General features: G+C 39.8%; 24 protein-coding genes. 12 read left to right on the top strand and 12 right to left on the bottom strand.

Annotated features, from left to right (window positions below; genetic code table 11):
- The first annotated feature begins 12 nt into the window (after nucleotides 1–12).
- The 6 genes from T7867_RS06010 to T7867_RS05985 are packed head-to-tail and all read left to right on the top strand — an operon-like array spanning nucleotide 13 to nucleotide 4722.
- Nucleotides 13–702: a hypothetical protein gene (locus tag T7867_RS06010; protein WP_068216805.1), complete on the top strand. Its 690-nt coding sequence runs from the start codon at nucleotides 13–15 to the stop codon at nucleotides 700–702.
- Nucleotides 703–722: 20 nt separating this feature from the next.
- Nucleotides 723–1757 (top strand): sensor histidine kinase, encoded by a 1035-nt coding sequence (locus tag T7867_RS06005; RefSeq protein WP_322299966.1) that lies wholly within the window; start codon nucleotides 723–725, stop codon nucleotides 1755–1757.
- On the top strand, nucleotides 1754–2512 hold the full coding sequence (locus T7867_RS06000; protein ID WP_273514471.1) for a LytR/AlgR family response regulator transcription factor: 759 nt from the start codon (nucleotides 1754–1756) through the stop codon (nucleotides 2510–2512). Before T7867_RS06005 ends, T7867_RS06000 begins: the two co-directional genes overlap by 4 nt.
- A gap of 14 nt (nucleotides 2513–2526) precedes the next feature.
- Nucleotides 2527–3288, top strand: coding sequence for a hypothetical protein (locus T7867_RS05995; RefSeq protein ID WP_322299965.1), 762 nt, complete (start codon nucleotides 2527–2529; stop codon nucleotides 3286–3288).
- Between the two features lie 40 nt (nucleotides 3289–3328).
- On the top strand, nucleotides 3329–4057 hold the full coding sequence (locus T7867_RS05990; RefSeq protein WP_322299964.1) for a hypothetical protein: 729 nt from the start codon (nucleotides 3329–3331) through the stop codon (nucleotides 4055–4057).
- A 56-nt stretch (nucleotides 4058–4113) separates the two neighbouring features.
- On the top strand, nucleotides 4114–4722 hold the full coding sequence (locus T7867_RS05985; RefSeq protein ID WP_322299963.1) for a YkgJ family cysteine cluster protein: 609 nt from the start codon (nucleotides 4114–4116) through the stop codon (nucleotides 4720–4722).
- Between the two features lie 51 nt (nucleotides 4723–4773).
- Here the strand turns inward: T7867_RS05985 and T7867_RS05980 are convergent, their stop codons facing one another.
- The 3 genes from T7867_RS05980 to T7867_RS05970 are packed head-to-tail and all read right to left on the bottom strand — an operon-like array spanning nucleotide 4774 to nucleotide 7982.
- Nucleotides 4774–4992: a hypothetical protein gene (locus T7867_RS05980; protein WP_322299962.1), complete on the bottom strand. Its 219-nt coding sequence runs from the start codon at nucleotides 4990–4992 to the stop codon at nucleotides 4774–4776.
- Nucleotides 4993–5048: 56 nt separating this feature from the next.
- On the bottom strand, nucleotides 5049–7385 hold the full coding sequence (locus tag T7867_RS05975) for a M1 family metallopeptidase (protein WP_322299961.1): 2337 nt from the start codon (nucleotides 7383–7385) through the stop codon (nucleotides 5049–5051).
- A 15-nt stretch (nucleotides 7386–7400) separates the two neighbouring features.
- Nucleotides 7401–7982, bottom strand: a complete 582-nt coding sequence (locus tag T7867_RS05970) for a HupE/UreJ family protein (protein WP_068216791.1) — start codon at nucleotides 7980–7982, stop codon at nucleotides 7401–7403.
- A 95-nt stretch (nucleotides 7983–8077) separates the two neighbouring features.
- Between T7867_RS05970 and T7867_RS05965 the strand changes: the two genes are divergently transcribed.
- Nucleotides 8078–8569: a DUF6702 family protein gene (locus T7867_RS05965; RefSeq protein WP_157717519.1), complete on the top strand. Its 492-nt coding sequence runs from the start codon at nucleotides 8078–8080 to the stop codon at nucleotides 8567–8569.
- Complete coding sequence (locus tag T7867_RS05960) at nucleotides 8569–9411, top strand: DUF3298 and DUF4163 domain-containing protein (protein ID WP_288340303.1); 843 nt, start codon at nucleotides 8569–8571, stop codon at nucleotides 9409–9411. The genes T7867_RS05965 and T7867_RS05960 overlap by 1 nt, the downstream gene beginning before the upstream one ends.
- On the opposite strand, the gene T7867_RS05955 is transcribed toward T7867_RS05960, so the two are convergent.
- Nucleotides 9389–9943, bottom strand: a complete 555-nt coding sequence (locus T7867_RS05955) for a 2'-5' RNA ligase family protein (protein WP_322299960.1) — start codon at nucleotides 9941–9943, stop codon at nucleotides 9389–9391. The genes T7867_RS05960 and T7867_RS05955 overlap by 23 nt on opposite strands.
- A gap of 63 nt (nucleotides 9944–10006) precedes the next feature.
- Between T7867_RS05955 and T7867_RS05950 the strand changes: the two genes are divergently transcribed.
- The 4 genes from T7867_RS05950 to T7867_RS05935 all read left to right on the top strand — a co-directional run bounded on the left by T7867_RS05950 (nucleotide 10007) and on the right by T7867_RS05935 (nucleotide 16186).
- Nucleotides 10007–11203: a hypothetical protein gene (locus T7867_RS05950; RefSeq protein ID WP_322299959.1), complete on the top strand. Its 1197-nt coding sequence runs from the start codon at nucleotides 10007–10009 to the stop codon at nucleotides 11201–11203.
- A complete protein-coding gene (locus T7867_RS05945) occupies nucleotides 11193–12386 on the top strand; it encodes a hypothetical protein (RefSeq protein ID WP_322299958.1) in 1194 nt (397 codons plus the stop codon). Before T7867_RS05950 ends, T7867_RS05945 begins: the two co-directional genes overlap by 11 nt.
- Entirely contained in the window at nucleotides 12376–13572 is a 1197-nt protein-coding gene (locus tag T7867_RS05940) for a hypothetical protein (protein WP_322299957.1), read from the top strand. The genes T7867_RS05945 and T7867_RS05940 overlap by 11 nt, the downstream gene beginning before the upstream one ends.
- A gap of 82 nt (nucleotides 13573–13654) precedes the next feature.
- On the top strand, nucleotides 13655–16186 hold the full coding sequence (locus T7867_RS05935; protein WP_322299956.1) for a M14 family metallopeptidase: 2532 nt from the start codon (nucleotides 13655–13657) through the stop codon (nucleotides 16184–16186).
- 246 nt (nucleotides 16187–16432) lie between these two features.
- Here the strand turns inward: T7867_RS05935 and T7867_RS05930 are convergent, their stop codons facing one another.
- The 8 genes from T7867_RS05930 to T7867_RS05895 all read right to left on the bottom strand — a co-directional run bounded on the left by T7867_RS05930 (nucleotide 16433) and on the right by T7867_RS05895 (nucleotide 26483).
- Nucleotides 16433–18346 carry an ATP-binding response regulator gene (locus T7867_RS05930; RefSeq protein ID WP_322299955.1) on the bottom strand — a complete coding sequence of 638 codons (1914 nt, stop codon included), beginning with the start codon at nucleotides 18344–18346 and terminating at the stop codon, nucleotides 16433–16435.
- Complete coding sequence (locus tag T7867_RS05925) at nucleotides 18343–18825, bottom strand: Rab family GTPase (RefSeq protein ID WP_322299954.1); 483 nt, start codon at nucleotides 18823–18825, stop codon at nucleotides 18343–18345. Before T7867_RS05925 ends, T7867_RS05930 begins: the two co-directional genes overlap by 4 nt.
- A complete protein-coding gene (locus T7867_RS05920; protein WP_068216771.1) occupies nucleotides 18818–19660 on the bottom strand; it encodes a hypothetical protein in 843 nt (280 codons plus the stop codon). The genes T7867_RS05925 and T7867_RS05920 overlap by 8 nt, the downstream gene beginning before the upstream one ends.
- An 8-nt stretch (nucleotides 19661–19668) precedes the next feature.
- The gene (locus tag T7867_RS05915; RefSeq protein WP_068216768.1) at nucleotides 19669–20058 is read right to left on the bottom strand and encodes a hypothetical protein; all 390 of its coding nucleotides are present in this window, start codon (nucleotides 20056–20058) and stop codon (nucleotides 19669–19671) included.
- A 5-nt stretch (nucleotides 20059–20063) separates the two neighbouring features.
- The gene (locus T7867_RS05910; RefSeq protein ID WP_322299953.1) at nucleotides 20064–20693 is read right to left on the bottom strand and encodes a peptidoglycan-binding domain-containing protein; all 630 of its coding nucleotides are present in this window, start codon (nucleotides 20691–20693) and stop codon (nucleotides 20064–20066) included.
- 145 nt (nucleotides 20694–20838) lie between these two features.
- Nucleotides 20839–23712: a TonB-dependent receptor gene (locus tag T7867_RS05905; RefSeq protein ID WP_322299952.1), complete on the bottom strand. Its 2874-nt coding sequence runs from the start codon at nucleotides 23710–23712 to the stop codon at nucleotides 20839–20841.
- 112 nt (nucleotides 23713–23824) lie between these two features.
- On the bottom strand, nucleotides 23825–25360 hold the full coding sequence (locus tag T7867_RS05900; RefSeq protein ID WP_089082261.1) for a hypothetical protein: 1536 nt from the start codon (nucleotides 25358–25360) through the stop codon (nucleotides 23825–23827).
- 133 nt (nucleotides 25361–25493) lie between these two features.
- A complete protein-coding gene (locus T7867_RS05895; protein ID WP_068216762.1) occupies nucleotides 25494–26483 on the bottom strand; it encodes an AAA family ATPase in 990 nt (329 codons plus the stop codon).
- Between the last annotated feature and the right edge of the window lie 47 nt (nucleotides 26484–26530).

Here is a 26530-nt window from a genome sequence, read left to right as displayed (position 1 = left end):
CGCTAAGTAAGAATGGCAGATGCACTGATTTTATCTCATGTGGTGGCTGGAGTCACCACTTTGATTTCCGGACTTTTAGCTGCGTTTTTTGGTAAAAAGGGTGGGAAGTTGCACAGACAAGTAGGTTTGGTATTCTACTGGTCTATGTTCTGGATTTTTATCTCAGCATTGCTCATCATAAGTTTTGTAAGATTCAGTGCGTTTCTCTTGGTCATCGCAGTATTTAGTTGGTATATGACTTTCTCGGGAGTACGGGTGCTCAAACTCAAGAAGACTATGATGGCTAAGCCAGTCGATTGGACCGCTGCCATCATTACCTTGCTATCGGGTCTGTTTTTCATAGGCATGGGCTTCAGCTATCAACTAAAAGCTGAATGGTCTTCTGTGGTAGGATACTTATGCTTTTTCTTCGGCATATTCACTGCTCAGACCGCTTGGGAGAATATTAAAGGCTTTAGAAGAGGTGCCAATCAAGAAAAAATGTGGTGGTGGTTCGCCCACATGAATTCCATGTGTGGTGCTCTAATAGCTAGTATTACCGCCTTTACAGTGCAGAACGGAGAAATTTTTAAGCTTCCTTCTGAAATGATGTGGCTACCTTGGGTGGTACCTACTATCATCGGAAGCCCACTAATAGCCTATTCAATGAATAAATACCGTAAGAAATTTAAAGTGGGCAAATACGCTGCTCTCAACAATTGAATTTTATTTAGTTTTAAACAATGAGCTTTCGAGAAACTGTCAGCTGGAAGAAAATCTTCAAAATGACCCTTCCTATTTTCCTCTTTGGGGCAGTCACTAATACTTTATTTTGTGAAGACTGTTTCTCTAGCTGGGAAGCCCTAAAGAATGAAAGTTTCTCAATGGTCTTTTCAGGCTTAATGTGGGTATTCCTTTGGCAGGGAAACGGATTGGTTTCGGATTACATTTCATATAGAATTTCTTGGTTAGAGAACCCTACCAAAAGGTTTATTTGGGGAAGTATTGGCGTTATTCTTTATTCACCTGCAGCCGTACTTTTTCTCTATCTAATGTCTTGGTGGTTGGTCAATATTCGTATAACGGGTTTAGCGAGTATCATGCTTATTTCCATAGGCATCACTTTTATTATTAGCTTTTTCCTTAATGCGGCAGAGTTTCTTAGAAATTGGAAACAAACGGCTTTGGATGCTGAAAGACTGAAGAAGGAGCAAATGGCTTCTAAATATGAGTCGCTCAAAAATCAGGTTAACCCGCATTTTCTTTTCAACTCGCTGAATGCGCTAACCAACTTGGTTTATGAAGACCAAGATATGGCAGCGGACTTTATCAGACAGCTTTCGAAGGTTTACAGATATGTGCTCGAAACTAGGTCTAAGGAGGTGGTGAGTTTAGAAACTGAAATGAAGTTTGTAGACTCTTACCTTTTCCTTCAAAAAATAAGGTTTGATGAAAAGCTCAAGGTTGAAGCTGATGTAGTAGGCTTTGAAAAGCGAATGATTCCGCCTCTGGCTCTTCAAATGTTGCTTGAAAACGCTATTAAACATAACACCATTGCCAAGGATGAACCGCTAACTATTAAAATCTTTGTTCAGGGTGAAATGCTTGTGGTTGAGAATAACCTTCAGATAAAGAATATTCCTACGGAGGAAAGCTCGGGAATGGGCTTGGCGAATATTAAAGCACGCTATGAATTCCTAAGCGATAAGCTTGTAAATATTGAAAAGACGGACCAAGTATTTAGGGTCGAGCTTCCACTTTTAACTATTTCCGAATGAAAGTATTAATTGTTGAAGACGAATCGATGGCGGCCAAAAGGTTAACCAACCTTTTGCTAAAGCTAGAGCCAGACATTGAGATTCTCGATCAGTTAGACTCGGTGAAAACCGCGGTAAAATGGCTTTCGAACAATCAAGCCGACTTGCTTTTCTTCGATATTCAGCTGGCCGATGGTTTGAGTTTCGAAATCCTCAACCAAGTGAATATTCAAACCCCAATTATTTTCACCACCGCTTTCGATGAATATGCCATCAAGGCTTTTAAGGTGAATAGCATTGATTATCTGCTCAAGCCTATAGATCCGGAAGAGCTGAAGCATGCACTGGAAAAGTTTCACCAGAATTTCAGGCAACCAGAGCCTCAGCAACCCAACATGGCTATGCTAGAGCAGGCTATGAAAATGCTGACTAAGCAATACAAAGAACGTTTTGTGGTAAAGATTGGGGAGCATATCCATACTATTCCGGTGAGTGATACCGCTTATTTCTTCAGTCAGGATAAGGCTACTTTTCTAGTCACAGAAGAGAAGAAGCGATACATAATAGATTACACTTTAGAAGAAGTAGAAGGCCTTATTGATCCACAAGACTTCTTCAGAATCAACCGAAAGTATCTGGTTTCTATGCGTGCCGTCAAAGACATAGTCAGTTATACCAACAGCCGTTTGCGCATTATTCTTCATCAATCTGACGAAATGGATGCCATAGTAAGCCGTGAAAGAGTACAAGACTTTAAAAAGTGGTTGGATAGGTAAAAAGATAATTGAATATGTTCTTCTCTAAGCCAAAACCGACTGTTACACCAGAAGATAAGGAATGGATTGAAGATGCCTTTCTTTGGCTTGAAGAACAGTATGGCCGAGAATATTTAAAAACCATAAGAATCATTGAGCCAACAAAAGAGTTCTTCGACCATGAGTTTAATGGAACTGAAGAAGATGCTCATTTTGCCTTGTCCAAATGCTTGGGATACATGGATATCAAGTCGGTGGATGTGAAACTATATTTCTTCAATGAAGCTCCAATGACCTTTGAAGACGAAGGAGCAATGATAACTCAGCAAGAGGAAGGACATGGTTCAAGGGATAATTTTGCTTTGGGTAAATATTCAGAAACTGGTCCAGGAAGTTTTGAAATAGGTATTGAGAGAAATCAGCTGAATAATGTTCAATCACTGATTTCGACTATAGCTCATGAGCTTTCTCATTTAATCTTATTAGGAGAGGGAAGGCTACAAGAGAATGATGAAGAGTTGACGGATTTAAATTGTATTGCGCTTGGCTTTGGCATTTTTATAGGGAACTCGATTTTTGACTTTCGACAATGGCAAGGAACAACCCACAATGGTTGGGAGGCTCAAAGAAGGGGATATATTCCTGAAGAAGTTGCTTCTTATGCAATGGCTCTTTTCAATAAGTATCAAAATAATCAAACCACTTGGACCTCTCATCTCAATAAAGGAATTAAAAAGATGTTTGAGAAAAACCTCAACTACTTGAACTCTAATGAAGCTAATTATAAGTTTAAATGATATCCGTAACTTTCGACTAATCATTTAGGTTAATCAGTCTATGTATAAAAAGTTCGGATTCTCAGTTCTTCTTTCTTTAGTCCTTTCCTATTCATTTGCTCAGCAGCCTTCAGGCACTTGGGTAATGGCGCATATTAAAGCCAAGCAGCCAGTGCTTTCTGCTACTATGGAGCAAGGAGAGCTTACTTTCGATGAAGGTGACCCCTACGATTCTTCTGAGGTTTATACTCCAGGTTTAATGGTAATTCAGTTTGAGTCTCAAAGAGCTGCTATCAGCCATTCGTGGGATGGTAATGAATCTTGGCAATGGCAATTGCAGCAAGATAGCCTATTGATGTTCGGTGAGCGAGACACGCTTTATGGCTCTTATTCTCAAGATCAGATTATTTTAAGTAGCACTGTTGATGCAGTGCCTACAGAATACACCTTCTTGAAGGTAGAAGATAAACTTAAGCTAGAAGGTGTTGAAGCGAAAACCAAAGCGGAGTTCAAAATTCCTGATCACCCTTTCGACAAACTTCAGCTAACTTTTCAGCAAGATACCGTACTGGCCGAAGCCAATAATATCAAAGGTCTAGAGCTCTACTTAACTAATATTGGTCCGCTTCAAGTTATTGAGTACACTTTTGATAGGGACTACAGTAAGGTTGAACTTGGTATTATTTACCTCTTTAGAGACAAGCGTAAAAAGTATAAAGGCCTCTTCTATCCGGTGGTAGATGACTTCAAAAAACCCAAACCACAAGTGTTAGAAATAGACCTGAAATAATTATTTCAAGGCGAGAATCTTCAATTCATTTTCCACTTACTTTTGCGCCTCTTTTTATGTCGGTGGTTCGCAAAGTGAGAGCGGTAGAAAAGGTTTTTACAGCTCTAGATGTAGAAATCAAAAGTTTTCAGAATACATCTCAAATTACATGTTTGACGGGGTGTGGTAAATGTTGCTTCAAGCCAGATATTGAAGCTACTCCTTTGGAATTTCTCCCCTTGGCTTTCGACCTATTTCTTACCAAAAGAATTGATGAAGTGCACGAGCAGCTGGTTTCAGGTGGTCAAGCTCACTGTCATCTGTTTACACCTAAGCCGCTAAGTCTAGACAGGGGCTCTTGCGGACAATACGTTCACCGAGGTCTTATTTGTAGACTCTTTGGCTACTCAGCAATGAAAGACAAAGATGGTTTACGTAAATACGTTACTTGTAAAACCATTAAAGAATCGCAAGCTGAAAAGGTTGAGGCTGTTCAGAATGAATTGAACAATGGCTATGAAATTCCGATGATGAGCGACTACTACTTTCAAATTCGCTCTATAGACCCGGACTTAGGAACAATCCGCTACCCAATCAACCTGGCCATGCGCAAAGCTATTGAGTATGTGCTGGCTTATTATGCTTATCGCAGACGGCCTTCTACGAGAAGAAAACTGAGTGCTTAAGATTTTTCATGTTGGGCGATTCTATAGAGAGAAACATCGTCTGGGATGATCCTACTTTAGGTCGGGATTGAAAAGGTGGGGCTTAGTGTAATAAGATGCTTCCCCCGATACTTCAGAGCCTTTGCAAGACTTACCGATGATGTTCTGGTTACTGAGCAGAGTACCTAATACCAATGTGTCTTTCAAAACTGTTGAGGCTGATATTCTTCCGTCTAAGCTCATCTGAGGGTAGTGAAGAATTTTATCAATCACATAGCACTGGAAATGCATAAAAAAAGGCTTTGACACTAGTGCCAAAGCCTTTATAAAATGATTATTACGTATTCTTAATTACCTCCGTTAGCTCTTTGCATTGGGTTAGAGCCTGTAGACTGGCCTCTTGCAGCACCACCGCCAAATCTGAATAATTCAAATCTAGATGGCTTGCTAGATCTTGGGAAGTAGTTGTTGTCTTCGTTAGTATCTGCTGTTTCTCTGTAAGGGTCAATTCTGATTTGAGCAACTTCCTTGTCTTTCATAAACGCTTTAGTCACTTTATCTTCATCTTTTCTCCAGATATACGCAGGTATTTTCTCTACTTCTTTTGTGCCATCCACATAAGTCCACTCAATAATGATTGGCATTACTAAGCCTCCTTTGTTAGAGAAGTCTATTTCGTAGAAGTTTTTATCGCCACCAAGTAGAGCTCTTTCTTCGGCAGAAAGTGAAGCGCTAAATCTCTGGTAAGCTCTTTTAGATTCTTCTGTTACTTCAAACTCATCGTAAGAGTAGTAGAAATCTTGAAGTCTAGTGTCTTCTTCAACATAGAACTTAAGACCTTCTTCTCGGTTTCTGCTATCGGCAATATCTGTGTTTCTCAACTCATCTTCTGCCTTAGCAATTGGATTTTCTATCTCTGGGTTTTGAGTATTCAGTTTGTACCATTTTACATCGTCTATAGCAATGTCAACATTATCTATAGTGAAGTACCAACCTCTAATGAACCAGTCGATGTCTACAGCAGAAGCATCTTCTAACGTTCTAAAAAGGTCGTCTGGAGTTGGGTGCTTAAATGCCCAACGTTTAGCGTACTCTTTGAAAGCAAAGTCGAATAGTTCGCGACCCATAATGGTTTCACGAAGAATATTCAAACCAGTAGCTGCTTTAGCGTAAGCATTGCTACCAAAACCAATAATGTTTTCAGAGTTGGTCATAATTGGCTCTAGTTGATCTTTAGGCAACGCCATGTAAGGAGCAATGTTAGCCGCAGGGCCTCTTCTGTGAGGGTAGTTGTTATCAAACTCCTGCTCGGTTAGGTACTGAACAAAAGTGTTTAAGCCCTCATCCATCCAAGTCCACTGACGCTCATCAGAGTTTACAATCATTGGGAAGAAGTTGTGACCTACCTCGTGAATGATTACACCAATAGCACCATACTTAGTACCTTCTGAATAAGTGCCATCAGGCAAGGTTCTTCCATAGTTGAAGCAAATCATTGGGTATTCCATACCGTTAGAAGCTTCTACAGAGATAGCTACTGGGTAAGGGTAAGGAATGGTGTACTTAGAGTAAGTCTTAAGCGTATGAGCTACAACTTTAGTAGAGTATCTTTCATAAAGGTTGTAAGCTTCTTTGGCGTAGTAAGACATGGCCATTGGGTGGTCTTCTCTACCTTCAATGTCGGCAGCCATAGCGTCCCACACAAACTTTCTAGAAGAAGTCCATGCAAAGTCTCTTACGTTTTCTGCCTTATAGTGCCAAGTTTTGGTTTCAGAAGTACCTTCTTTTTCGTTCTCTTTAGCCTCTTCTAATGTTACAATTTTAACAGGCTCAACGAATTCTTTTTGAGCTTGTTCCCATCTCTTTTGCTGTTCAGCTGTAAGCACGCTCTTTGCATTTTGCAATGCACCAGTAGAACCTACAATGTGGTCGGCAGGAACAGTCATTTTTACATCATAGTCTCCAAAAGTAAGCGCAAACTCACCTCTTCCTGTAAACTGCTTATTGTTCCAGCCTTGAAAGTCTGAGTACACAGCCATTCTTGGGAACCAACCGGCAATAGTGTAGATGTAGTTGCCATCTTCAGGGAAATATTCATGGCCACCTCTGTTACCAGAATCGTCTCTTGGGGTAGTGTTATACCACCATCTGATGCTGAAAGATATTTTATCGCCAGGCTCAAGAGTTTCAGCAAGGTCAATTCTCATCATGGTTTGGTTGATGATGTAAGACATTGCAGCTCCTTTAGCGTCTTTTACCTCAGTAATGTGAAAACCCCAGTCATTATCATGACCATCGAGGCCATCAATTTGGCCATAAGTCATTCTAGGGCGAATACTACTTGGGTCGAACTTGTAAGAATCGTCTTCCGGATTATACTTGTTCTCGTCTAATGCTAGCCACAGATAATCTAACGGATCTGGAGAATTGTTGTAATAAGTGATGGTTTCATAGCCATCAAGTCTCTGATTTTCATCGTTAAGAGTAGCCTCAATTTTATAATCAGCTTTTTGCTGCCAATACTGAGGGCCTGGAGCACCAGATGCACTTCTGTAGACACTCGGGTCGCGAAGCATACGTTCTAGTTGTTCGAAACGCTTACCATGGTTGCTCCTTTCTACCTGAGCAAAAGCACTTCCGCCCAAAATAAAAACTGCCACCAAAGCATAGATTATTCTCTTCATAGTGTATTTAGTTAATTACCAAAATTTAGTTTCAATCATTATAGTGATGGCAATACCAGCTACAGCCGAGCTTACCACGAGTATCCAGTCTCTTTTCGACACATTGAACAACCCTACAAAAACGAAGGAGATGATTACGAAGAAGAGCACAATAATTAATTGCCCTAATTCTAAACCTAAGTTAAATGCCAAAAGAGGAGTGAAAATATTTTCTTCGCGGCCTAAAAGACTTTTCAGATAATTTGAGAAGCCTAAGCCGTGTATTAAACCAAAAAAGAGTGCGTAGAAGTAGTTACTGCTAAATTTAGCAGGGCCAGAACCATGCTTTTTTACTAGGTTAGAAAAAGCAGTAATGAAAATGGTGACCGGAATTAGGAACTCAATAATATCGGTTCTGAAGTTCACTAAATTCAAGGTACTTAAAGCCAATGTAATGGAGTGCCCAATGGTAAAGGCTGTTACTAGTATCAATATCTTTTTCCAGTCTTGCGCCTGGTAAATGGCACATAGAGCTATTACAAAAAGTATATGATCATAGCCCTGAACATCTAATATATGTTCGTAACCTAATTGAAAGTAAGTAGAGAATTGGCTCATTCTTTGCGAAAAATAGTCTTAGCAGTAAATCACTGTTTGCAATAATATTGCAATAATAAAGTTTAATTTTGAACCTGCATAGTAAGGAACCCAGCATGCCGACAAAACTTATGTATTTGGTCTTTTTTTTGTTTTCAGCAGTTTTTCATCCTTTTCATGTAAGTGTAATGGATGCTGAATACAATCCGCAAAACCAATCTTTGCAAGTAAGCCATAGGCTATTCTTAGATGATTTGGAAGATGCGCTTACCGACTATCACGGTATAGAATACATTGATACCGTAGAACCGAAAGATCCTCAACAGCTAGACAGTCTCATTGCCGAATATTTAAAGAACAAGGTGTTCTTTGTGGTAAATGGAGCTGATAAAAGCTTTGAATACATTGGTTCAGAAGTAGAGGGCGATGCTCGCTGGTGCTACTATCAGGTAAATAAAGTGAGTGCTCTAAAAGAGGTTGAAATTACCAATGTAGCTTTAATGGATGTTTTCGATGATCAGCAAAACATTGTGCACCTTAAGGCTAACGGAAAAATTAAGAGCTACAAACTAGACAAAGGCGATAAAGTAAAAACCTTCACCTTCTAATGTTAAAAAAATCACTACTACTCACAGCTTTCTCACTTTGCTTATTCGGGTGCTCCTTTGGAGATAAATCTAAAGAGCAAGAAAATCAAGAGCCTATTGCTGAAGCAATACCTCGTTTTGTGGAATATGAAATAGAGAAAATTAGTGAAGAGCTAGGGCCTTGTAGTACTGACACTACAAGCCGAAAATGCCTCATCATAAATATTGAATATCCAAAAATTACAGGCATTGTAAGCCAACAAGTAATGGAAAAGCTGAATGAAAACATTCAGAATGATATTCTCAGCTCTACTTTTCTATCGGATAAACCCACCACTTTCGATGAACTTAAAAATGAGCTAGAAACTGACTATAACACCATCATTAAGGATTTTCCAGAGTATGCCAATGCTTGGAATTTAGAGGTTAACTCAGATATACTCTATCAAGATTCCCTATTTATAAGTTTGGCGAGTACCGTTTATTCATATACTGGTGGGGCTCACCCAAATTCTGGTCAAATGTATAGAAGCTACGATTTAAGAACTGGTGAGGCTATTGGTTTGGCAGATATTCTTAGAGAAGGCTATGAGGAAGAGTTGAATCAGGTGGCTGAGATTGAATTCAGAATGACTAAAGAGATACCACCAACCGAATCTTTAGAAGAACGAGGATACTGGTTCGAAAATGATAGGTTCGAGCTCACAGAGAATTTCGCTATTATTAATAAGAGTCTGATTTTCTATTTCAACCCTTATGAAATAGCACCTTACGCCATGGGGCCAACGGAACTTGAATTGAAGTTAACCGACTTTGTAAGCCTCATTAAAGAGGGTGGAGTTATTGAGAATTACAAAAATTAAACTCCCTGTAAGCATCCCAGCTTTTACCATTGTGTTTGAGTAGCCAGAAACTATTTACCTGAAAAGAGGCCTTGAAAGCTCTCTGCTCAAACTCCTTCCAAGCTTCAAAAAACATGGGCTTGCGTAAATCGCGAAAGACAACGGTAATATGCGGATGAAAACCACCAATGTGGACGGCATGAAAGAGGTTTAACTGCTTTTTAGTGGCCTCAAGAAGCTCCATGTTCATGGCTTCTAGCTCTTCACATGGTTTAGGCTGAATAAAGATAGTTCTAGGTGAAAAAGCTCCGAATCCATCTAACTCAACATTGAATGGACTGAAGTTGCTTGTTTGTGCAAGTACATTGAACAGCCTTTCTTCCTTTCGCTCTTTCCACTGAAAAGGCATATGCAAAGTAATGTGTGCAGGAGACCTCAAAGATGCCTTCGAGTTGTACTTCTCCACGAACTCTTTTTTGATAGAAGTAATCTCTCCTGCCAGTGGCTCTGGTGGAATAATGGCTAGAAAATACTTCTGATCTCCCTTCTTCAATTTATACCGTTGGTTTTGATATGATACCCCAAGTCTTTAGTTTAAGCAATAAATCAATAACACATGAATATCTTAAAAAGAAATCTGCTCTTTGTTCTTTCTCTTGCATTAGTTTTTTCCTGTGGTGGCAATTCGAACTCTGAAGGCACCAAAGAACAAGTCTCTAATTATAAGCTAGAAATTGTAGACTCAGTTCAGGTAGACGCACTTGCACAATATATGATCATTGCTGATGTACATAAGAAAACCGGAGAGTTATTGGCCATCCAGTCTTCACCACCGAAGCTTTGGATTTTATCCCCACAAGGTGAGATAAAATCTGTCTGGGAAAAGCAGGGTGATGGTCCAGATGAGATTGGTCAGTATCTTCTATCTGCTGAGTTTTATGGCAACGACATTGCCATGATGGGTATGATGAGGCTTAAAGTCTTCAATCGGGATTTTGAACTGGTAAAGGATATGAAGCCACATTATAATCAAGGAGGGATGATTTATATGGGCTTTAATCATTTAATAGAATTCGGTACTCAAGGAGCTGAGCAATTAGTGACTTTTTTTGGTGGACCACAAACTGATATACCCGCTTTGAACAAGGAGTATTATGATGAATACAATATTGTTGATGTAGTGAACCCAAATTCTGAATTGAGTCTTGGCGAAGGCACAAAGTCAGGATTTCTACCAATTGGAAAACTTGAGTCGGATAGCAGATATAAAAATAATAGAGCTTATTACTTCATGAAACCAGAGTTTGACGTAAAAGAGAGCAAGCTTTTTTATGCCTTGAAAGATGATACAACCGTTTTTGTTAGGAGTTTACCTCAGGGGGAACTTGAAAGAAGCTATACCATTCCCTTTGACGAATTTATTCTTTTTGAAGGCTACTCTTTAGGAAAGGAGGGCATAGCAGAACAGAATGAGCCTCGGGATTGGGCAGGAAAAATTGAGAAGATCTTCCATGTAGATGATAAAGAGTTATTGATTTATACTTCTGGAATCAAGCTGAGTAAGGTTCAGGAATTAGACCCTGAATCTTCCGATTTTAGAGAAAAGACCAAAAGAGTGAACTACACAAAGCATCTTATAATAAATGATGGAAAGCGACTTAATCTAGATTTGAGGTTACCTGAAAAGGTTTCTTCCTTTGATATGGCAGATGACTTCGGTTTTATTTGGGCTCATCAGGATTTGTCCCTATTGGAAGAGGAACCGGATTTGATAACCTTCTACAAACTCAAAATAGTTCCAGATGAAAACTAAGCACGCACTAAAAATAAAGGTCGTTTTAGCGCTATTGATCGCATTTGTCACATATAGCTGTGGAGGTAGTTCAGCTCAAGATGAATCAGTTGAATCAAGTAATTATAAGCTAGAAATTGTAGACTCACTGCAGTTCGATATTATAACTCCAGTACTCCAAATCCCAGATGTTGATCCGAAGACAGGTAACATATTGGTGATTCAGCGGAGACCCTCTAAGGCCATTATATTTAATTCTGAACTTGAGGTTTTGGTGGAAAAGGAGTTTCTACCATCGGACCCGAAAGGGCCTGGTGCAGCATTAAAGTCGGGTACTTTTTTTGGTGATGGGGTTGCTTTTAATAGTCCGAATAGAGTATCAATCTTCGATGGAAATCTAGAGTTTCAGAAGGTCTTGCGACCCCACTATGCCTCTCAAATGTTCGATCAGACTAAAAAAGATATCTATCAATTCTCTACTGAGTCTGGAGAACCAAGGTTGGTATCATTTTTTGGAGAGCCTCAAACTGAGTTTTGGGAAGGAATGCAAGAGTTTTATGATGAGTTTAACGTTGTTGATATCGTAGACCCAGCTCAGTACACAGACCCAAGAGATACCGTATTTATGCCAATTGGCGAGCTTACCGAAGATAGCAGGTACAGAAATGGAAAAGCTCATTACTTCCTAAGCCCTGTTTTCGATGTAAAGGAGAATACGCTCCATTATGTTTTAAATGACGACACGGTCTTGTACAGAAGACAACTTCCTGAAGGAGATATTATAGACAGCTACACGATTCCCTATGACGAGTTTATTCTTTTTGAAGGTTACACAATGGGTGAAGCTGGAGTGGCTGAACAGAATAAGCCTCATGATAGAGAAGGTAAAGTAGAAGAAGTGTATCATGTAGATGGTTTCGATGTAATCTTTTATCACTCAGGCATGAAGTTGTCTCAAATGATGAATTACATAGACTCTCCAGATCCTCAAAAGGAATTTGAAAGAATAGACTACAAGAAATACCTGATTATTAAGGATGGCAAAAGAGTAAACCTTGAACTCAAGCTGAACCCTAAAATTCAATCTATCCAATTGGCCGATGAAAATGGATTTTTATATGGTTCCCAAAACACCAAAATGCTGGAAGAAGAACCCGAAAAATACACCATCTACAAATTGAGAATTGTGCCAGATGAGAACTAAATACATACCAAAAGCAACAGTCGTTTTAGCCCTAACTCTCTTCTTCGTTATATCTAGCTGTGGAGGAAGTTCAGCTGAAGATAAATCAGAAAATTCCGCTTCCAATTACAAATTGGAAGTATTTGATTCTCTTCAGTTTGATATTTTAACCTCAAGGCTCACCGTGGCAGATGTTGACCCTGAAACTGGGGATATGCTGGTATTACAACCAACCCCGCCTAAGTACTGGCTGTTCGATAAAGATCTCAACGTGAAGGCCATGCTAGAACGCCCAAAAGATGACCCTGAAGGGCCTGGAGAATATGGTTTGTCTGCCACTTTTTTTGGTGATGGTATTGCCACTTTGGGTTGGTTCAAAGTAACCATTTACGACCGAGAATTTAATTTTGAAAAAGCCATGATACCCAACTACCCCGCTGTGGGTCTGATCATGTCTGGGTACAAGAATATCTATGATTTTCGAACTCCTGAAGGCGAACATCAGCTCATCACTTACTATGGGCAACCACAAACCAACCTTGCTCCTTTATCGGTAGATTATTACAAGAAAATGAATATTGTAGATTTGGTGAAACCTTCGGAATCTGAGAACCTTAGAGACAGCGTGTTTTATCCTTTTGGAAAGTTAACACCAGACAGCAGATACCTTTCGGGAAAATACTTTCCTTTTCTTATGCCAGTCTACGATGTTAAAGGTGATAAATTCTACAATACCTTTAATTCGGATACTACCCTTTATGTAAGAAGTCTTCCAGACGCTGATATCTTAAATTCTTACACCATTCCTTTTGATAAGTTTATCCTTATGGAAGGGGCAAAAATGGGCTCAATAGGACAAAGACCCTCTGGTCCACAAGACACTCCAGGTCAAATTCAATCAGTGTTTCATCATGACAAGCTCGATGTTATTATCTATACCTCAGGGCTAAAAGTATCTGAGAAAGCAGCATTTGATAGAACTTCCTCAAATTACCGTCAACAAGTTGAAAGAGCAAACCCTAAAAAGTATATCATAATTAGAAATGGAGAAAGGGTAAACAAAGACCTAACGATAGACAAGCGGGTTTACTACATGGAATATATGGATGACAACGGAATAATTTATGCCATGCAAGATTCACGAGCATTAGACAAAGAACCCGAAAAATACACCATCTATAAATTGAGAATTGTGGAAGACAATTAGATAGGTTTATGGCCAATCGTACTTAAGGCCTTGGCCTACATTTCATTTTAGATTATCTTCCACACTTTAACTAAAATCTAAAATGAAAAGACTCGCAATTGTTAACCTGCTATTTTTCTTGGCAGTTTCCCTTTATGGTCAGAACCTTAAAAGCCCCGATGAATTTTTGGGCTACGAGTTGGGCACCCGTTTTACACCCAATTACAAGGTGGTAGACTACTTCGAATATGTAGCTTCTGAGCTATCGAATGTAACACATCATAAATACGGTGAGACTAATGAGCTAAGACCACTTGTTACTAACATGGTTTCTTCACAGGCCAACATAGACAACTGGGAGCAAATAAGAACAGACAATTTAAAGCGAGCTAAAATGATGGAAGGGAGCCCTTCCGGAAAGCAAGTAGGTATTGTTTGGTTGAGTTACAATGTGCACGGAAATGAGGCTAACTCTACCGAAACGGCTATGAAAACCCTGTATGAACTAGCCAGACCAAACAATTCTAAGGCAAAAGCTTGGTTGGAAAATACAGTGGTTATTTTAGATCCATGTGTTAACCCTGACGGAAGAGACAGATATTCTAACTGGATTAACCAAGTGGCGGGAACTACGCCAAACCCTCACCCAGAAGCAGCAGAGCACAATGAGCCATGGCCAGGTGGAAGGGCCAACCATTACCTTTTCGACCTAAACAGAGACTGGGCATGGCAAAAGCAAACTGAGTCTGAGCAGCGAATGGAATACTACCATACCATTATGCCTCATATTCATGTAGATTTTCATGAGCAAGGTAGCAACAGCCCTTATTACTTTGCACCAGCAGCCGAGCCAATTCACGAACAAGTAACAGATTGGCAAAGAGAGTTTCAGGAAATTATTGGTAGAAACCACGCGAAGTATTTCGATGAAAATGGCTGGTTATTCTTCACCAAAGAAAGCTTCGATATCCTTTACCCTAGTTATGGCGACTCATACCCAATGTACAATGGTGCAATTGGTATGACATACGAGCAAGCCAGCTCAGACCTAGCCATTTTAACTGATGAAGGAGATACCCTAAAGCTTTCTGATGCCATTGCTCACCATTATACCACGGGTATGTCTACCGTAGAAATGGCCTCTGAGAACAATGAAAGAATGCTTAATGAGTTCGCTTCTTATTTCGACAAGGCGGTATCTAACCCAAAAGCAAAGTACAAGACTTACGTAGTGAAGGGTTCTAACCACCCAGATAAACTAAGAAAGCTAGAAGAGTTCCTTCAGATCAACCACATCAGGTACGGAAAGTCTTCTACCAAAAAGCCTATTTCTGCATTCAGCTATAAAGCTGGAGAAACAAAAAATGTTTCGGTTGAAGACAGCGATATCGTAATCTCTTCTTTTCAGCCTAAAGCAGTAATGGTGCAGGCGCTATTTGAGCCAGACACTTATGCTAGCATTACTAATACTTATGACATTACAGCTTGGGCCGTGCCTTATATGATGGGCTTAGATGCTTATGCTACAACAGAAAGACTTTCTGTTTCTGACGGAAAACCAAGCTATGCTGCTCCAGAAATGAATGTAGGTTCAAGACCAGCCGCCTATTTGGCCAAATGGGAAACCATGGAAGACGCCAAGTTCTTGGCAGAAATTCTTAAAGCTGGTATTAAACTGCGTTACTCTAACGATGAGTTTACTGTGAATGGTAATGATTATGGCAGAGGCACGCTTATCATTACTCGCAAAGGAAACATGCATTTGGGCAATCGTTTCGACAGTGTTGTGAAAGAAGCTGCTACTAAGTTTGGCAGATCTCTGAATTCTACGCCAACTACTTTTGTAGACTCAGGTAAAGATTTTGGGTCTAATGGAGTGCCATTCTTAAAGGCACCAAGAATTTTGGCTTTGAGAGGCGATGGTGTCTCTTCACTTGGCTTTGGTGAATTCTGGTACTACATGGAGCAGGAGCTGAACTACCCAATTACTATGGTAAATACCGATGATTTCGGGAGGGTAAATCTAGATGATTACGATGTAGTGGTTATGCCATCTGGTTCTTACGGTTCTATGTTGAACGAAAGAGCAATGGAGGGTTTCAATTCATGGATAAGAAGTGGAGGAACCGTTTTAGCGATTGAAAGAGCAATGAATACGTTCATGGGCAAAGGTGGTTTCAACCTGAAAAGATATGCTAGCGATGCAGAACAAAAGGCTGCTAGAAATCAGACTGACGAAGAAAAAGAGGCAGCAGCACTAACTCCTTATGCAGAAAGAGGCTCTAGATATGAGAGCTCTAGACTGCCAGGTGCCATCTTTAAACTGAAGGTAGACAATACGCATCCGTTAGGTTATGGGTATGATAATCACTATTTCACCATTAAGAATAACAGCTCTAGATATGCCTATTTGCCAAATGGCTGGAACGTAGGAATTATTGAGTCTGAAGGATCTTACATAACTGGTGTTGCCGGAGAAGATGCTAAGAAGAACTTGGCTAAGTCTATGGTGTTTGGAGTAGATAATGTGGGTAGAGGTGCCGTAGTTTATATGGCCGATAACCCGCTATTCCGTGCTTTCTGGGAAAATGGAAAACTCTTTGTGGCAAATGCACTATTCTTTGTAGGGCAGTAGAAATAAGAAGTACAATTGCGAAAGGCTGCTGGTTCTACAAGGATTAGCAGTTTTTTTATTAGTGACAAAAGGAGTTAAAACTATGCACTTTAGTGCATTACGCTTTAGCTTCTAAAAAGCATACTGAAATTTACGATGTACAAATTTTGAATTACGTCAATCGTACATTTTCTAAGTCAGCCATTGAACGCTAGTTTCAGTTGCTTCTAAAATTATGGTGCTTTAAGCCCATAGTGGTTTATTTAGCTATAGACTCTCTTTTACGTTGGCAAGATCGTCTAGTGCCAATAAAACTCGCTCTTTGAAAGGGTTAAAATCATGAGCTATGGAAAACCCTTTGGTAACCTTATCGTGCAGCATTTGTCTTTCTTTAATGAGGCTTTTAATACCTAAGTAGGTAATGCTTGGCTTGAGTTTGTGAAGCACTCTTCTTGCGGCTTCGTGGTCTTCCGTATTGCTAGCCTGTTCTAGCTTGTTCAAGTCTTGTGGTAGGTGTTCTAGAATGGTTTCAATAAGCTCTACAACAAACTCCATATTGTGCTGAGCAGACTCTTTCAAGCTGGTTAGGTCTACAGCTTCTAAAGGGGCTATTTCTGTGAGTTTGAGCATTTGCCTAACCTTAATGGCTAGGGTAGCAGGGTTCACAGGCTTTAAGAGGAAGTTCCAGTCTGTAAGCTCCTCTAGCATAGGATACCTTTCTTTGCTGTCACCAGATAGAAATACGATGGGTATGTTCTGGTTGATGCCTTCAGATTGTCTTAATCTGGTCAACACATTAATGCTGGTGTCATCTCCTAGGTTAATGTCCGAAATAAGAATGTCGTAATGCTTTCTTGCTAGTTCAGCTTTCAGCTGGCTCGCACTAGATACAAAATGGCCTTTTACCTTCCACTGGTTAGCGTGCTCCTTTAAAATAAGGGCGTTCATGGCGTCATCTTCTGCAAAAAGAAAGGAGAATTCGCTTAGGTCTGAATTGTCTTTCGTTGGCTGCTTTCCATTAATACTATAGGTGGCACGTTTTGAAGCTTTACCCTTCAAATCAAAAGACATAGAAGTGCCTTTACCCAGGCTACTTTCAATGCTCAGTTTGCTGCCCATTACTTCTATTAGCCTCTGAGCTATGCCCATACCCAATCCGGTTCCGCCATACTCGTAATAGCTTTGCCCTTCTACCTGAGCATAAGGTTCTAGAATCTTCTGAATACTCTCGGCAGACATACCAATACCGGTATCCTTAATGTAGAAGTTGAGTAAGAACTGGTTTTTGGCTGTGGCTTCGGCACTAATTTTTATAGTGATACCTCCCTTTTGGGTGAACTTAATGGCATTTCCTATAAGATTATAAAGCACTTGAGACAACCTAACAGGATCTGCCTCAATGTATTGAGGAAGTGTAGAGTCTATCTCTGCTTTCAAATAGATATTCCGTTGTTTAGAAGCCATTGTAAAGCCTCTAATTATAGAATTGACAACTTCTCTTAAATCGAAAGAGAATTTTTGCAACTCCAATCTGCCTTCTTCAATTTTAGATAAATCTAGAATATCGTTGATAATGTGGTTGAGATGTTCTGAGGTTGCCTTTATTGAGTGCAGGTAGTTTTCAGTTTCTGAAGAATCGGCTTCTTCTAGAAGCTTTACTAAGCCAGATATACTATTCAATGGCGTGCGCATTTCGTGGCTTACTTCTGCAAAAAAGCGCTCTTTGAATTTCTGAACCCTCAACAGCTCTTCGTTTTTATAGCCTAAAAGCTGCTTTTCTGCTTCAAGATATTTCTGTCTGATTTCTAGTAGTTCTTCATTAATGGCAGCGTTATTTCTAGACTGCTGAACAGATGAAATATGTGCTCTTTCGTGAGATCTATCTACAATAAACCACTGTATTGTTTTAGTATCTATAAGTTGAAAGCTCATGCTAAAAAGAGCCTCCTTTTGCTCGTGCCACTCTACTAAGTCGAAGTGTAGTGGTTCTTCGGCCTCAAGGTTTTGTAAAACTTCCTGAATGCTCAACAGAAAATCGAACTGATTAAAGATGGGGTGCTCTGCTGAGGTTTGTAAAAGGGTGTCGCAGCTCTCAGTAACTTTTCCCTCAAGATCAAACAGCGTTACTTGGCAGCTTGAGCCTAGTTTCTGAAGTTTGATTTGGTCGAGGTTCTTACTCATTTGGTCATTTTTTGAGTAAGTTCTTCAAAAGCTTCGTTTACTAACTCACCGGTTTTAGCACTAGTAGCAATGGCGTTATAAGGTTGAATTTTGTTGAGCGTTTCGTTCAGTTCTTCAGTAGAAACTAGGTCCTTTTTATTGGCCATTACCAAAATGGGTAAGTCGGGCATTACCTCTTGTAGTGCCTTTATTTCTTGGTGCATGTTTTCATAGGTGGCAGGTCTGGTAATGTCGAATACATAGAGTGCTCCATGTGCCCCTAGCCTGTAGCTCTTAGGAACTTTTTGTTGCGAGTTTTCGCCAGCAATGTCCCATATCAATAGGTTAACGGTAACACCATCTACGGTCAATGTTTTCTTGTCTATCTTCACACCTATAGTGGTAATATATTCCTCAGAAAATTGGCTATGCACAAAGCGCTTAACCAAAGAGGTTTTACCAACTCCAAAGTGACCGATAAGGATTACTTTTTTATTCATTTAGGTCTTCAAAATCTTGAAAATACTCAGCTAGACCTTGCTCAATTACATCGGGCTGAACTTCTTCTTTGTCTGGGTGCTTTGCTTTGTTCAGTACCTTTTCAGAGAAGCTCAGCAGTTCATCATCAATTTTATCTTTAAAGGCTGCATTGAGCTTTCCGGTGCAAACCACTGCAATAAAGAAAGAATTAAAGCTTTTGATGATGATTTTGTAGTTCTGGTAATCGATGCTTTCCAACTCTTGAGCTTCTGTTTCAAAGGCGTCTTCCACAAAAGATTTTATGGCCGTAAGCATGCCTGCTACCATGTCTCTGTCTAGCCCTTCTTTTTTGGTGTAGCTGCCCATGAGCATGCCAGAGTTCTTTTCTATGACATGAATTTCTTCAATTTTAGGCTCTATGAGCTTCGAGAGCATCAGGTCTTTTTGTGGTGTACCTGAAATCCAGGCCTTGATTCTTATCTTCCAGCCCTCCCAACTAAAAGCCATCTCCATTTGAGCGTCTATCTGGTCAGAAAGCTTCTGTATTTCACTGGTGATGTACTTTTTAATCATCCGACCTATAATCGGATAAAGCACCTCTACTACTTCGTCTTGAGATTCTTTAATCTGCTTTTTAATGGACTCGGTAATTTGAGGCCCAAAAAGTACTGGAAACTCCCGCTGAATTCTAGCCTCTTGGTCTTGCAGAATAGGGTTTACCCGTTCTTCGAGCTTTTCTCGGGTATTTAGCTCGCTGTCTAGTTGCTCGAGTTTTTGGGCAAGCTCTTTCCTATCTTCCCAATCTTGTTCGAGAAGTAATTTTCTAAGCTGCTGAAAGCCTAAGCCTTGCCCCATTTCTCAGACTATTCTGCTATTTGTTTGCCCATTTCTTGCAACAAGGTGCCTAAGAGCTTACGGTTGAGTTTTCTATCGTCTAAATCGGCAACAGACTCGTCCATATCGGCTCTTAATTGAGTGACTTTCTTGTTCATGTCACTTCTCAGGTCCTGAATTTCGTTGGTGAGAGAGTCTTTAGTTTGATTGATGAGTTTGTTGAGCGCATCTCTGGTTTCGTTCAACTCGGTTTCAATCTCAGTACGGGTCTTTTTAATCAGCGCTTTTATTTCATTAAACTCTGAATCGTACTGTTGCATGTTTTCACCAAAAATGAGTTGCTTAACCGCTTCAATTTTTGGGTCGCCAGACATACCAAGTGGGTTGGCTTGTTTAGCTTCTTCTTCTTTCTTTGCCATAGTATTTATTTCAAAAGTGCTTTTAATGTCGGTTCATCAACCTCTCCGCTAGGGTAAAGGTTGTTTTGTTTTTGAAAATCGATGAGTCTTTGTCTGGTCAGTACGTTAAAGATGCCATCTTCTGGAATACTGTCACCCTTAGTGTTTAGCAACTTTTGTAGTTCCCAGACCTCTGCACCAGATAGACCAATATTGAGCCCAAGTAAATGACTGTGCTTTTCTAGCGTTATCTCTTCTGGGCTTATACCCATTTCCATTATTAATCTTACTTGTTTTTTACTGTAGCCAGCATTGCGAAGCTCTTGAGAACGGATAAGCTCGTTTTCGAGCATCTTTACGTTCGACTTAAGCCTGTTATAATAGTCTGTGGCTTGGGTAGACTCGTAATTTTCACGGTCCATCATAAGCACATCTATACCATCATTGAACCAAAGCGACCGGGCATAAGTGCCTACATCGAAGGCCAGTTTATAGTATTCCTGAAGAACTTCAGGTTTGTAAAAGTCTGTGTCTATTTCTGATGAAATGGGATAATCATAGTCTGAAGGTGGGTTAAACCTTCTGTCTTTCAAATATTGAACGGCTATGTATGATCCAATTCCGATGATTAAGACTATAGCTATGAGCCTTTTCATAATGGAGTCTTTTTTTCAAACTGCTATAAAAATAAAAGAATTTTGACAGCTTAATGTTTGAAGGTCTATCTATTGCTGTTTAGACATAAAAAAACCCCGATTCCAGAAAAAGGAACCAGGGTTCTATATGAATTGAACTTAAGTTCTAGAAAGAATATTTGAACCCAAAGCCAAAGCTCATTCCAGGGCTAAATATTGTAAATGGTTGGTCGTTGGTTTCAAATCCTCTGTATACCTCTTCTCTCTTATCGTTAAGAATATTAGATACACTGAAGTTGAAAGACATGTTTCTTTCAGCACCGAAGGTTTTGTTCAGGTTGAAGTTTAAGCTGTGGAATTGCTCAGCATAAACATCTGGGAACAAACCGCCACCAACAATGAATAAGGTAGAGCCTTTAACATTGTAGAATAAACCGGCATCTAAACCAGTTTCGAAGTTCTCGTAGCCAAGGCTTGCGTTAATAATGTAAGGGGCTTGGCCAGCCATGTTACGTTTGTTGTCAATCTCTTCACCGTCTTTTTGGAAGGCTAATCTTGAGTTGTACTCGGTATCAGTCATGGTAATTCTAGACTCAACAATGGTTACGTTAGAACCAACGTAGAAATTAGAAAGAGCATCTGAAACGAAAGACAAGTCTTTCTTGAATTCAATTTCTGCTCCAAGCACCTCGCCATCACCTACGTTTCTAGGCTGATATTCAGTACTTGCTTGCTGCTCAGGAATTCTCACTAATTCGATAGGATCTTTGAAAGACTTGTAGAAAGCACTTACTGAAACAATTTCAGAACCAGGTAAGAATATCTCCCATCTAGCATCTAGGTTGTCAATTCTTGTAACTCCCAATTGACCGTCCCAATCACCATACTGGAATAAACCACCATTGAAAATTCTATTGGTTAGTGGGTCTATAATTTGAGCGAATGAAAGCTCTTTAAAAGAAGGTCTGGCAATGGTTTTAGAGTAAGATAGTCTTACGTTTTGTTCCTCTGTAAGTGCATAAACAAGGTTTACACTTGGAAACAAATCGAAGTCATCAATTACCAATTCATCTTCTAGGTTGTTACCTGTGCCAAGCTGAGCATATTGCACATCTCTACCAGTGTGTCTCTGCTGATACTTTTCTCCTCTAAGACCTACAATGGCTTTGAGTTTTTCTGTAGGGTTCAATTCTGTTGAAACATATAAACCTAGGTTTCTACTGTTTGAATTGAACTCGTTTGAGTTAGGTGTACTATTAGCAGAGTTGTAATAGATAGTTCCATCAGGATAAAGGTTTTGATCTAGAAGAACTCTGTTTGGGTCAATACCAAAATCTGGTTGAGCTCCGAAGAACTGAAGGTCATAGCTTAAGATTTCGTAATCTCTTTCTTTATAGATGTAGCTTGCTCCAAACTTGTACTTAGCATCTCTACCAAAGGCTTGAGTATTGCGCGTAATATCGAATTTACCTACTAAATTCACTTCTTCTAAGTATCTCCAAATTCTGCTTGGGTTTCCTCCCGCGCCAGCAGAGAATGTAGTGTCAGTATCGCTATAAGTGAAAGCTGTTTTTCTTACGTCTGGGTCTTCTATTTTAGAGAAGGTTGGAGATATTCTCCAATCAATATCCCACTCACCATCTTTTAAGTGGTGCTCACCATTTAATAGAACGTTGGTTAAGCCTCTTTGATTGAATTCAAGGTTATTTGAAAACGCTTTGTAACCAGATTGTCCGATGGCTTCACCATCGTTATCGATGTAAAATTGGCCAGCGCTATTGATGCCATTTTGAAGGTGCATACCCATTAGCTTGTACTTAGAGTTTTCAGTCTTGTACGCTAAACCAGCTAAGGCACCCACTAGCACATTTCTTTCGCTTTCTATACCGTTTTGAACAGTAGCATATCTCAATCCGCGGTCGCTGGCGTTCACTCTTTTTTGGTACTCTCCATAAGTTACATCGTCATAGAAAGTAGAGTTGCTCTTGTAACTAAGTGAGAAAATATATCCCAATTTATTAGCTCCTGCATCAAATTGGTTAGCAGAAGTAAATGAAAGGCTGTAATCCATGAAGCTAGTTTGTGGGGTAGCTCCTAAGGTTTTGTTAAAGCCTTTTAAGAAAGTGTTTACATCTCCGTTGCTGTCACCAGAAAGTGGGCTCGGAATGTTTTCTCTTCTAGCTCCGTTAGGAAGTGCTCTATCTCCATTATCGAAACCTAAGAAGTCTGTAGAGCTAGTATTACCCATAATAAAGTCACTATTAAAGTGCATAGAAGGGTTATAAGTAACACTTAAAGAGAAGTCTAAAATTTTATCATCAGGCAGGTCTTTGGTTTCAATATTTACCACACCACCTGTAAAGTCTGCAGAAAGCTCTGCTACAGCCGTTTTGTACACCATCATGTTGTCAATAAGGCTGGTCGGGAAGATATCCATCTGAATACTGTTACGGTCTGGGTCAAGACCTGGGATATCTACATTATTAAGAATAGTCTTAGTATATCTGTCACCAAGACCACGAACGTAAACATATTTGCCACCTTCTACTGAAACACCTGTAATTCTTTTTACAGCATCAGAAGCGTTTGAATCTCCAATTTTCTCGAAGCTAGCAGCAGAAAGGCCATCAACTAAATTAGAAGCCTTCATTTTAGTAATAGCAACAACCGCTTCAGAGCTTCTAATAGCTTCGGCAGTTACTACTACCTGTCCGAGCTCAGAAACAGCTTCTTTCATTACAATATTGTTAAATACCACTGGTTCTGCTTGCGTAACGGCTACACTATCGATAATGATTGTTTCAAAGCCAGCAAAAGAAAACCTAACAGAGTATGTACCAACTGGAAGCTTAATCTCAAACTTTCCATCAAAGTCTGTAATAGCACCAGTTTGAGTACCTACTGCCATTACAGTAGCACCAATAAGTGTCTCACCCGTTCCTTCATCGTAAACGGTTCCTCTTATCACCCCTTGTTGGGCTAACGCTGGTGAAGCAGCCATTAGGAGTAAAAACAAAAAACTTAAGTAAAACTTGTTCATATAGTTAATCAATTAATATCTCTCGAGTGTGTGATTTGTCTTATTGGAATGCTTTCAAAAAAATAGCTTGATCGCCACTAGGACGATCAAGCCAAATTTTATTTAATCTTTATTAGTTACCAGGCCACTCAGTTGAAGTAGAAGCCCAAGTCCAAGCGAATGCTGAAAGGTCAGCACCGACACCTGTACTAGGAGTTGAAGCTGCAGTGATTCCTGCAGGAACATTTCCTGAAACGTAATCTGCAAGTGAACTACCAGCAGGAATATCTAGCTCAATACCAGTGAAAGTGGTTAAGAAAGTTACATCTGTATCATCTGACTCAGTTCTGTTGATGTCTTGATCGGCAGAGATACCAGTAATGAAGATGTTAGATAAAGTTGCGTTAGTGTTGTTATCTACATTGATTAGATCTGTTGCCTTACGGTCACCAACGGTAGCTACAACTGTACCTTTAGTAATTGTATGGTTTCCATTAATGTAAGTACCTTCTGGTCCATCTAACTCAAAGCAATGAGCTTCTGCAGTATTTGGAGCAATAACTACGAAGTTTTCTAATTTTCCATTCCAAGCCTGATCAGTGTCAATACCGTCATCATTGATGTTCCACACAACTGCATTAGTTACGCTTACAGTACCACCGAAGAACTCAATTCCATCGTCTTGGTTGGCAACAACTTCTACGTTAGAGATAGTAGTTCCAGAACCAACACCACCAAGAGTTAAACCATTGATTTCGTTTCCAGAACCGATGTTTGAACCACCGTGTCTGATAGAGATGTAAGTGATAGTACCAGAGTTATCTTCGTCATCAGAACCACCGTAAAGGCCATTAGTATCTGAAGTAGGAATACCATCAATTTGAACTTCGCTAAGTTGAGCACCGCTCGTTTTGTTTTTAGTTGAGATTTTAGCTTTACCAAGGATGATAACACCACCCCAAAGACCGCTTACATCAGAAGCAAGGTTAGGGCTAGCAAAGTTACCAGCAGCAATATCTTCTGGAGAAATTTCGTCAGCAATTGAAGTGAAGATGATTGGCATTTCTGCCTCACCTGCAGCATTTAATGTACCACCTCTTGCTACAAGAAGAGCAGTAGCGTTAGCACCAGTACCTGCCTGACCTTTTACTACAACACCTTTTTCGATGTTCAAAACAGCACCATCCAATACAGTAATTCTACCTGCAAGAATGTATGTTTTTCCAGTCTCCCAAGTAACGGTACCTGTAATATTTGAAGAAACAGTTACAGTAGTAGCTTCTGCCTCTACAGTAAGTACAACTGTGATGTCGTCAGAGTTACCTTCTGCATCGTTAACAGTAAGTTCTACACTACCACCACCAGCAGTAGTTCCTTCGAACTCTACTATAATAGTTCCAGAAGTGTCGCCAGTATTTAAGTCAGTGATAACTTCTGCATTACCGTTGGTTCCAGTAGCTGTAGAGCTAGCAAACACACCAGGCACAGTAATATCAAATGAAAGTTGAATTTTTTCTCCTACTGTTACAGAAGAAGGGTTTGTAGCAACAGCAGCTATAGTTGGAGCAGCAGCAGATGGCGTAGGCTCGTCATCTGAACATGCAGCTACAACCAAAATAAGAGCCGCAGCTACAAATAGGTTGATTAAACGTTTAACAGAGTTTTTCATGTCTTTGATTAGGTTTAAAATTTGACACAAAAAAACCCGATTGCGCTCAGAAAGCGTTTACGCCTTTGTTAAGAATAGTTGTCATTCCGTTTATTAAAAAGTTAATTGTATTAACGGAATGTTAACTGCGGAATTAATGGTTGATAGGAATCTTTTTAAGCAGCTTTTCTATGATTTGCTCGGTAGAAATACCATCTGCTTCAGCCTCATAATTAAGGATAATTCTGTGGTTCAACACATCAGTGGCTATTTCCTTAATGTCTTCTGGTAATACGTAATCTCTCTGGTTAAAGAAGGCAATGGCTTTTGCAGCAAGGTTTAAGTTAATACTTGCTCTTGGAGAAGCTCCAAACTGCATATAGTAGGCTTCATCGTTTAAGCCATACTCTTTTGGGTTTCTGGTAGCAAAGATTAACTCTATTATATACTTCTCTAAAGATTCAGAAATAGACACTTGGTTTACCTCTTCTCTTATAGAGAATATATCTTCTTTAGTAAGGAGTGTTTCTAGTGATGGCTGAAAGTTCATGTTGGACATTCTACGCATTACCTCTAGCTCTTCTTGTTTAGAAGGATAGTCAACCTTTACTTTCAGCATAAATCTATCTATCTGTGCTTCTGGTAGGCTGTAAGTTCCTTCTTGATCTACCGGGTTTTGCGTTGCCAGTACAAGGAATGGTCTATCTAACTTATAGCTTGTTTCGCCAATGGTTACCGTTTTCTCCTGCATAGCCTCTAGCAATGCAGATTGCACTTTGGCAGGCGCACGGTTTACCTCATCGGCTAAAATTACGTTGGAGAAGATTGGTCCTTTCTTTACTTCAAACTCTGCCTTCTTTTGATTGTAAATCATTGTACCAATCAAATCGGCAGGTAAAAGGTCTGGAGTAAACTGAATTCTCTGAAAGTCTAAATGAAGTACATCGGCTAGTGTATTTACCGTTAGGGTTTTGGCAATACCCGGAACACCTTCTAATAAGATGTGCCCATTGGTGAATAAACCAACCATAAGTCTATTAACCATGTAGCTCTGGCCGACAACTATTTTGCCTACCTCTGCTGCTACTCTGTTGATTTTTTCCTGATGCTCTTTTTTAAGTTCTTGAGAAACTGCCTCTTCCATGATCTTATGCTTAATGCGCGCTAAAATAAAGAATTACCTTAAACCAC

It is taken from the genome of Roseivirga spongicola (assembly GCF_034376045.1).
Classification (GTDB): Bacteria; Bacteroidota; Bacteroidia; order Cytophagales; family Cyclobacteriaceae; genus Roseivirga; species Roseivirga spongicola.
This window is presented reverse-complemented; position numbering and strand designations above follow the sequence as displayed.

What these genes read in the sequence shown, in the direction of transcription:
- T7867_RS06010 (WP_068216805.1), top strand. Translation starts at nt 13, where the DNA reads ATGGCAGATGCACTGATTTTATCTCATGTGGTGGCTGGAGTCACCACT.
- T7867_RS06005 (WP_322299966.1), top strand. Translation starts at nt 723, where the DNA reads ATGAGCTTTCGAGAAACTGTCAGCTGGAAGAAAATCTTCAAAATGACC.
- T7867_RS06000 (WP_273514471.1), top strand. Translation starts at nt 1,754, where the DNA reads ATGAAAGTATTAATTGTTGAAGACGAATCGATGGCGGCCAAAAGGTTA.
- T7867_RS05995 (WP_322299965.1), top strand. Translation starts at nt 2,527, where the DNA reads ATGTTCTTCTCTAAGCCAAAACCGACTGTTACACCAGAAGATAAGGAA.
- T7867_RS05990 (WP_322299964.1), top strand. Translation starts at nt 3,329, where the DNA reads ATGTATAAAAAGTTCGGATTCTCAGTTCTTCTTTCTTTAGTCCTTTCC.
- T7867_RS05985 (WP_322299963.1), top strand. Translation starts at nt 4,114, where the DNA reads ATGTCGGTGGTTCGCAAAGTGAGAGCGGTAGAAAAGGTTTTTACAGCT.
- T7867_RS05980 (WP_322299962.1), bottom strand. Translation starts at nt 4,992, where the DNA reads ATGCATTTCCAGTGCTATGTGATTGATAAAATTCTTCACTACCCTCAG.
- T7867_RS05975 (WP_322299961.1), bottom strand. Translation starts at nt 7,385, where the DNA reads ATGAAGAGAATAATCTATGCTTTGGTGGCAGTTTTTATTTTGGGCGGA.
- T7867_RS05970 (WP_068216791.1), bottom strand. Translation starts at nt 7,982, where the DNA reads ATGAGCCAATTCTCTACTTACTTTCAATTAGGTTACGAACATATATTA.
- T7867_RS05965 (WP_157717519.1), top strand. Translation starts at nt 8,078, where the DNA reads ATGCCGACAAAACTTATGTATTTGGTCTTTTTTTTGTTTTCAGCAGTT.
- T7867_RS05960 (WP_288340303.1), top strand. Translation starts at nt 8,569, where the DNA reads ATGTTAAAAAAATCACTACTACTCACAGCTTTCTCACTTTGCTTATTC.
- T7867_RS05950 (WP_322299959.1), top strand. Translation starts at nt 10,007, where the DNA reads ATGAATATCTTAAAAAGAAATCTGCTCTTTGTTCTTTCTCTTGCATTA.
- T7867_RS05945 (WP_322299958.1), top strand. Translation starts at nt 11,193, where the DNA reads ATGAAAACTAAGCACGCACTAAAAATAAAGGTCGTTTTAGCGCTATTG.
- T7867_RS05940 (WP_322299957.1), top strand. Translation starts at nt 12,376, where the DNA reads ATGAGAACTAAATACATACCAAAAGCAACAGTCGTTTTAGCCCTAACT.
- T7867_RS05935 (WP_322299956.1), top strand. Translation starts at nt 13,655, where the DNA reads ATGAAAAGACTCGCAATTGTTAACCTGCTATTTTTCTTGGCAGTTTCC.
- T7867_RS05930 (WP_322299955.1), bottom strand. Translation starts at nt 18,346, where the DNA reads ATGAGTAAGAACCTCGACCAAATCAAACTTCAGAAACTAGGCTCAAGC.
- T7867_RS05925 (WP_322299954.1), bottom strand. Translation starts at nt 18,825, where the DNA reads ATGAATAAAAAAGTAATCCTTATCGGTCACTTTGGAGTTGGTAAAACC.
- T7867_RS05920 (WP_068216771.1), bottom strand. Translation starts at nt 19,660, where the DNA reads ATGGGGCAAGGCTTAGGCTTTCAGCAGCTTAGAAAATTACTTCTCGAA.
- T7867_RS05915 (WP_068216768.1), bottom strand. Translation starts at nt 20,058, where the DNA reads ATGGCAAAGAAAGAAGAAGAAGCTAAACAAGCCAACCCACTTGGTATG.
- T7867_RS05910 (WP_322299953.1), bottom strand. Translation starts at nt 20,693, where the DNA reads ATGAAAAGGCTCATAGCTATAGTCTTAATCATCGGAATTGGATCATAC.
- T7867_RS05905 (WP_322299952.1), bottom strand. Translation starts at nt 23,712, where the DNA reads ATGAACAAGTTTTACTTAAGTTTTTTGTTTTTACTCCTAATGGCTGCT.
- T7867_RS05900 (WP_089082261.1), bottom strand. Translation starts at nt 25,360, where the DNA reads ATGAAAAACTCTGTTAAACGTTTAATCAACCTATTTGTAGCTGCGGCT.
- T7867_RS05895 (WP_068216762.1), bottom strand. Translation starts at nt 26,483, where the DNA reads ATGGAAGAGGCAGTTTCTCAAGAACTTAAAAAAGAGCATCAGGAAAAA.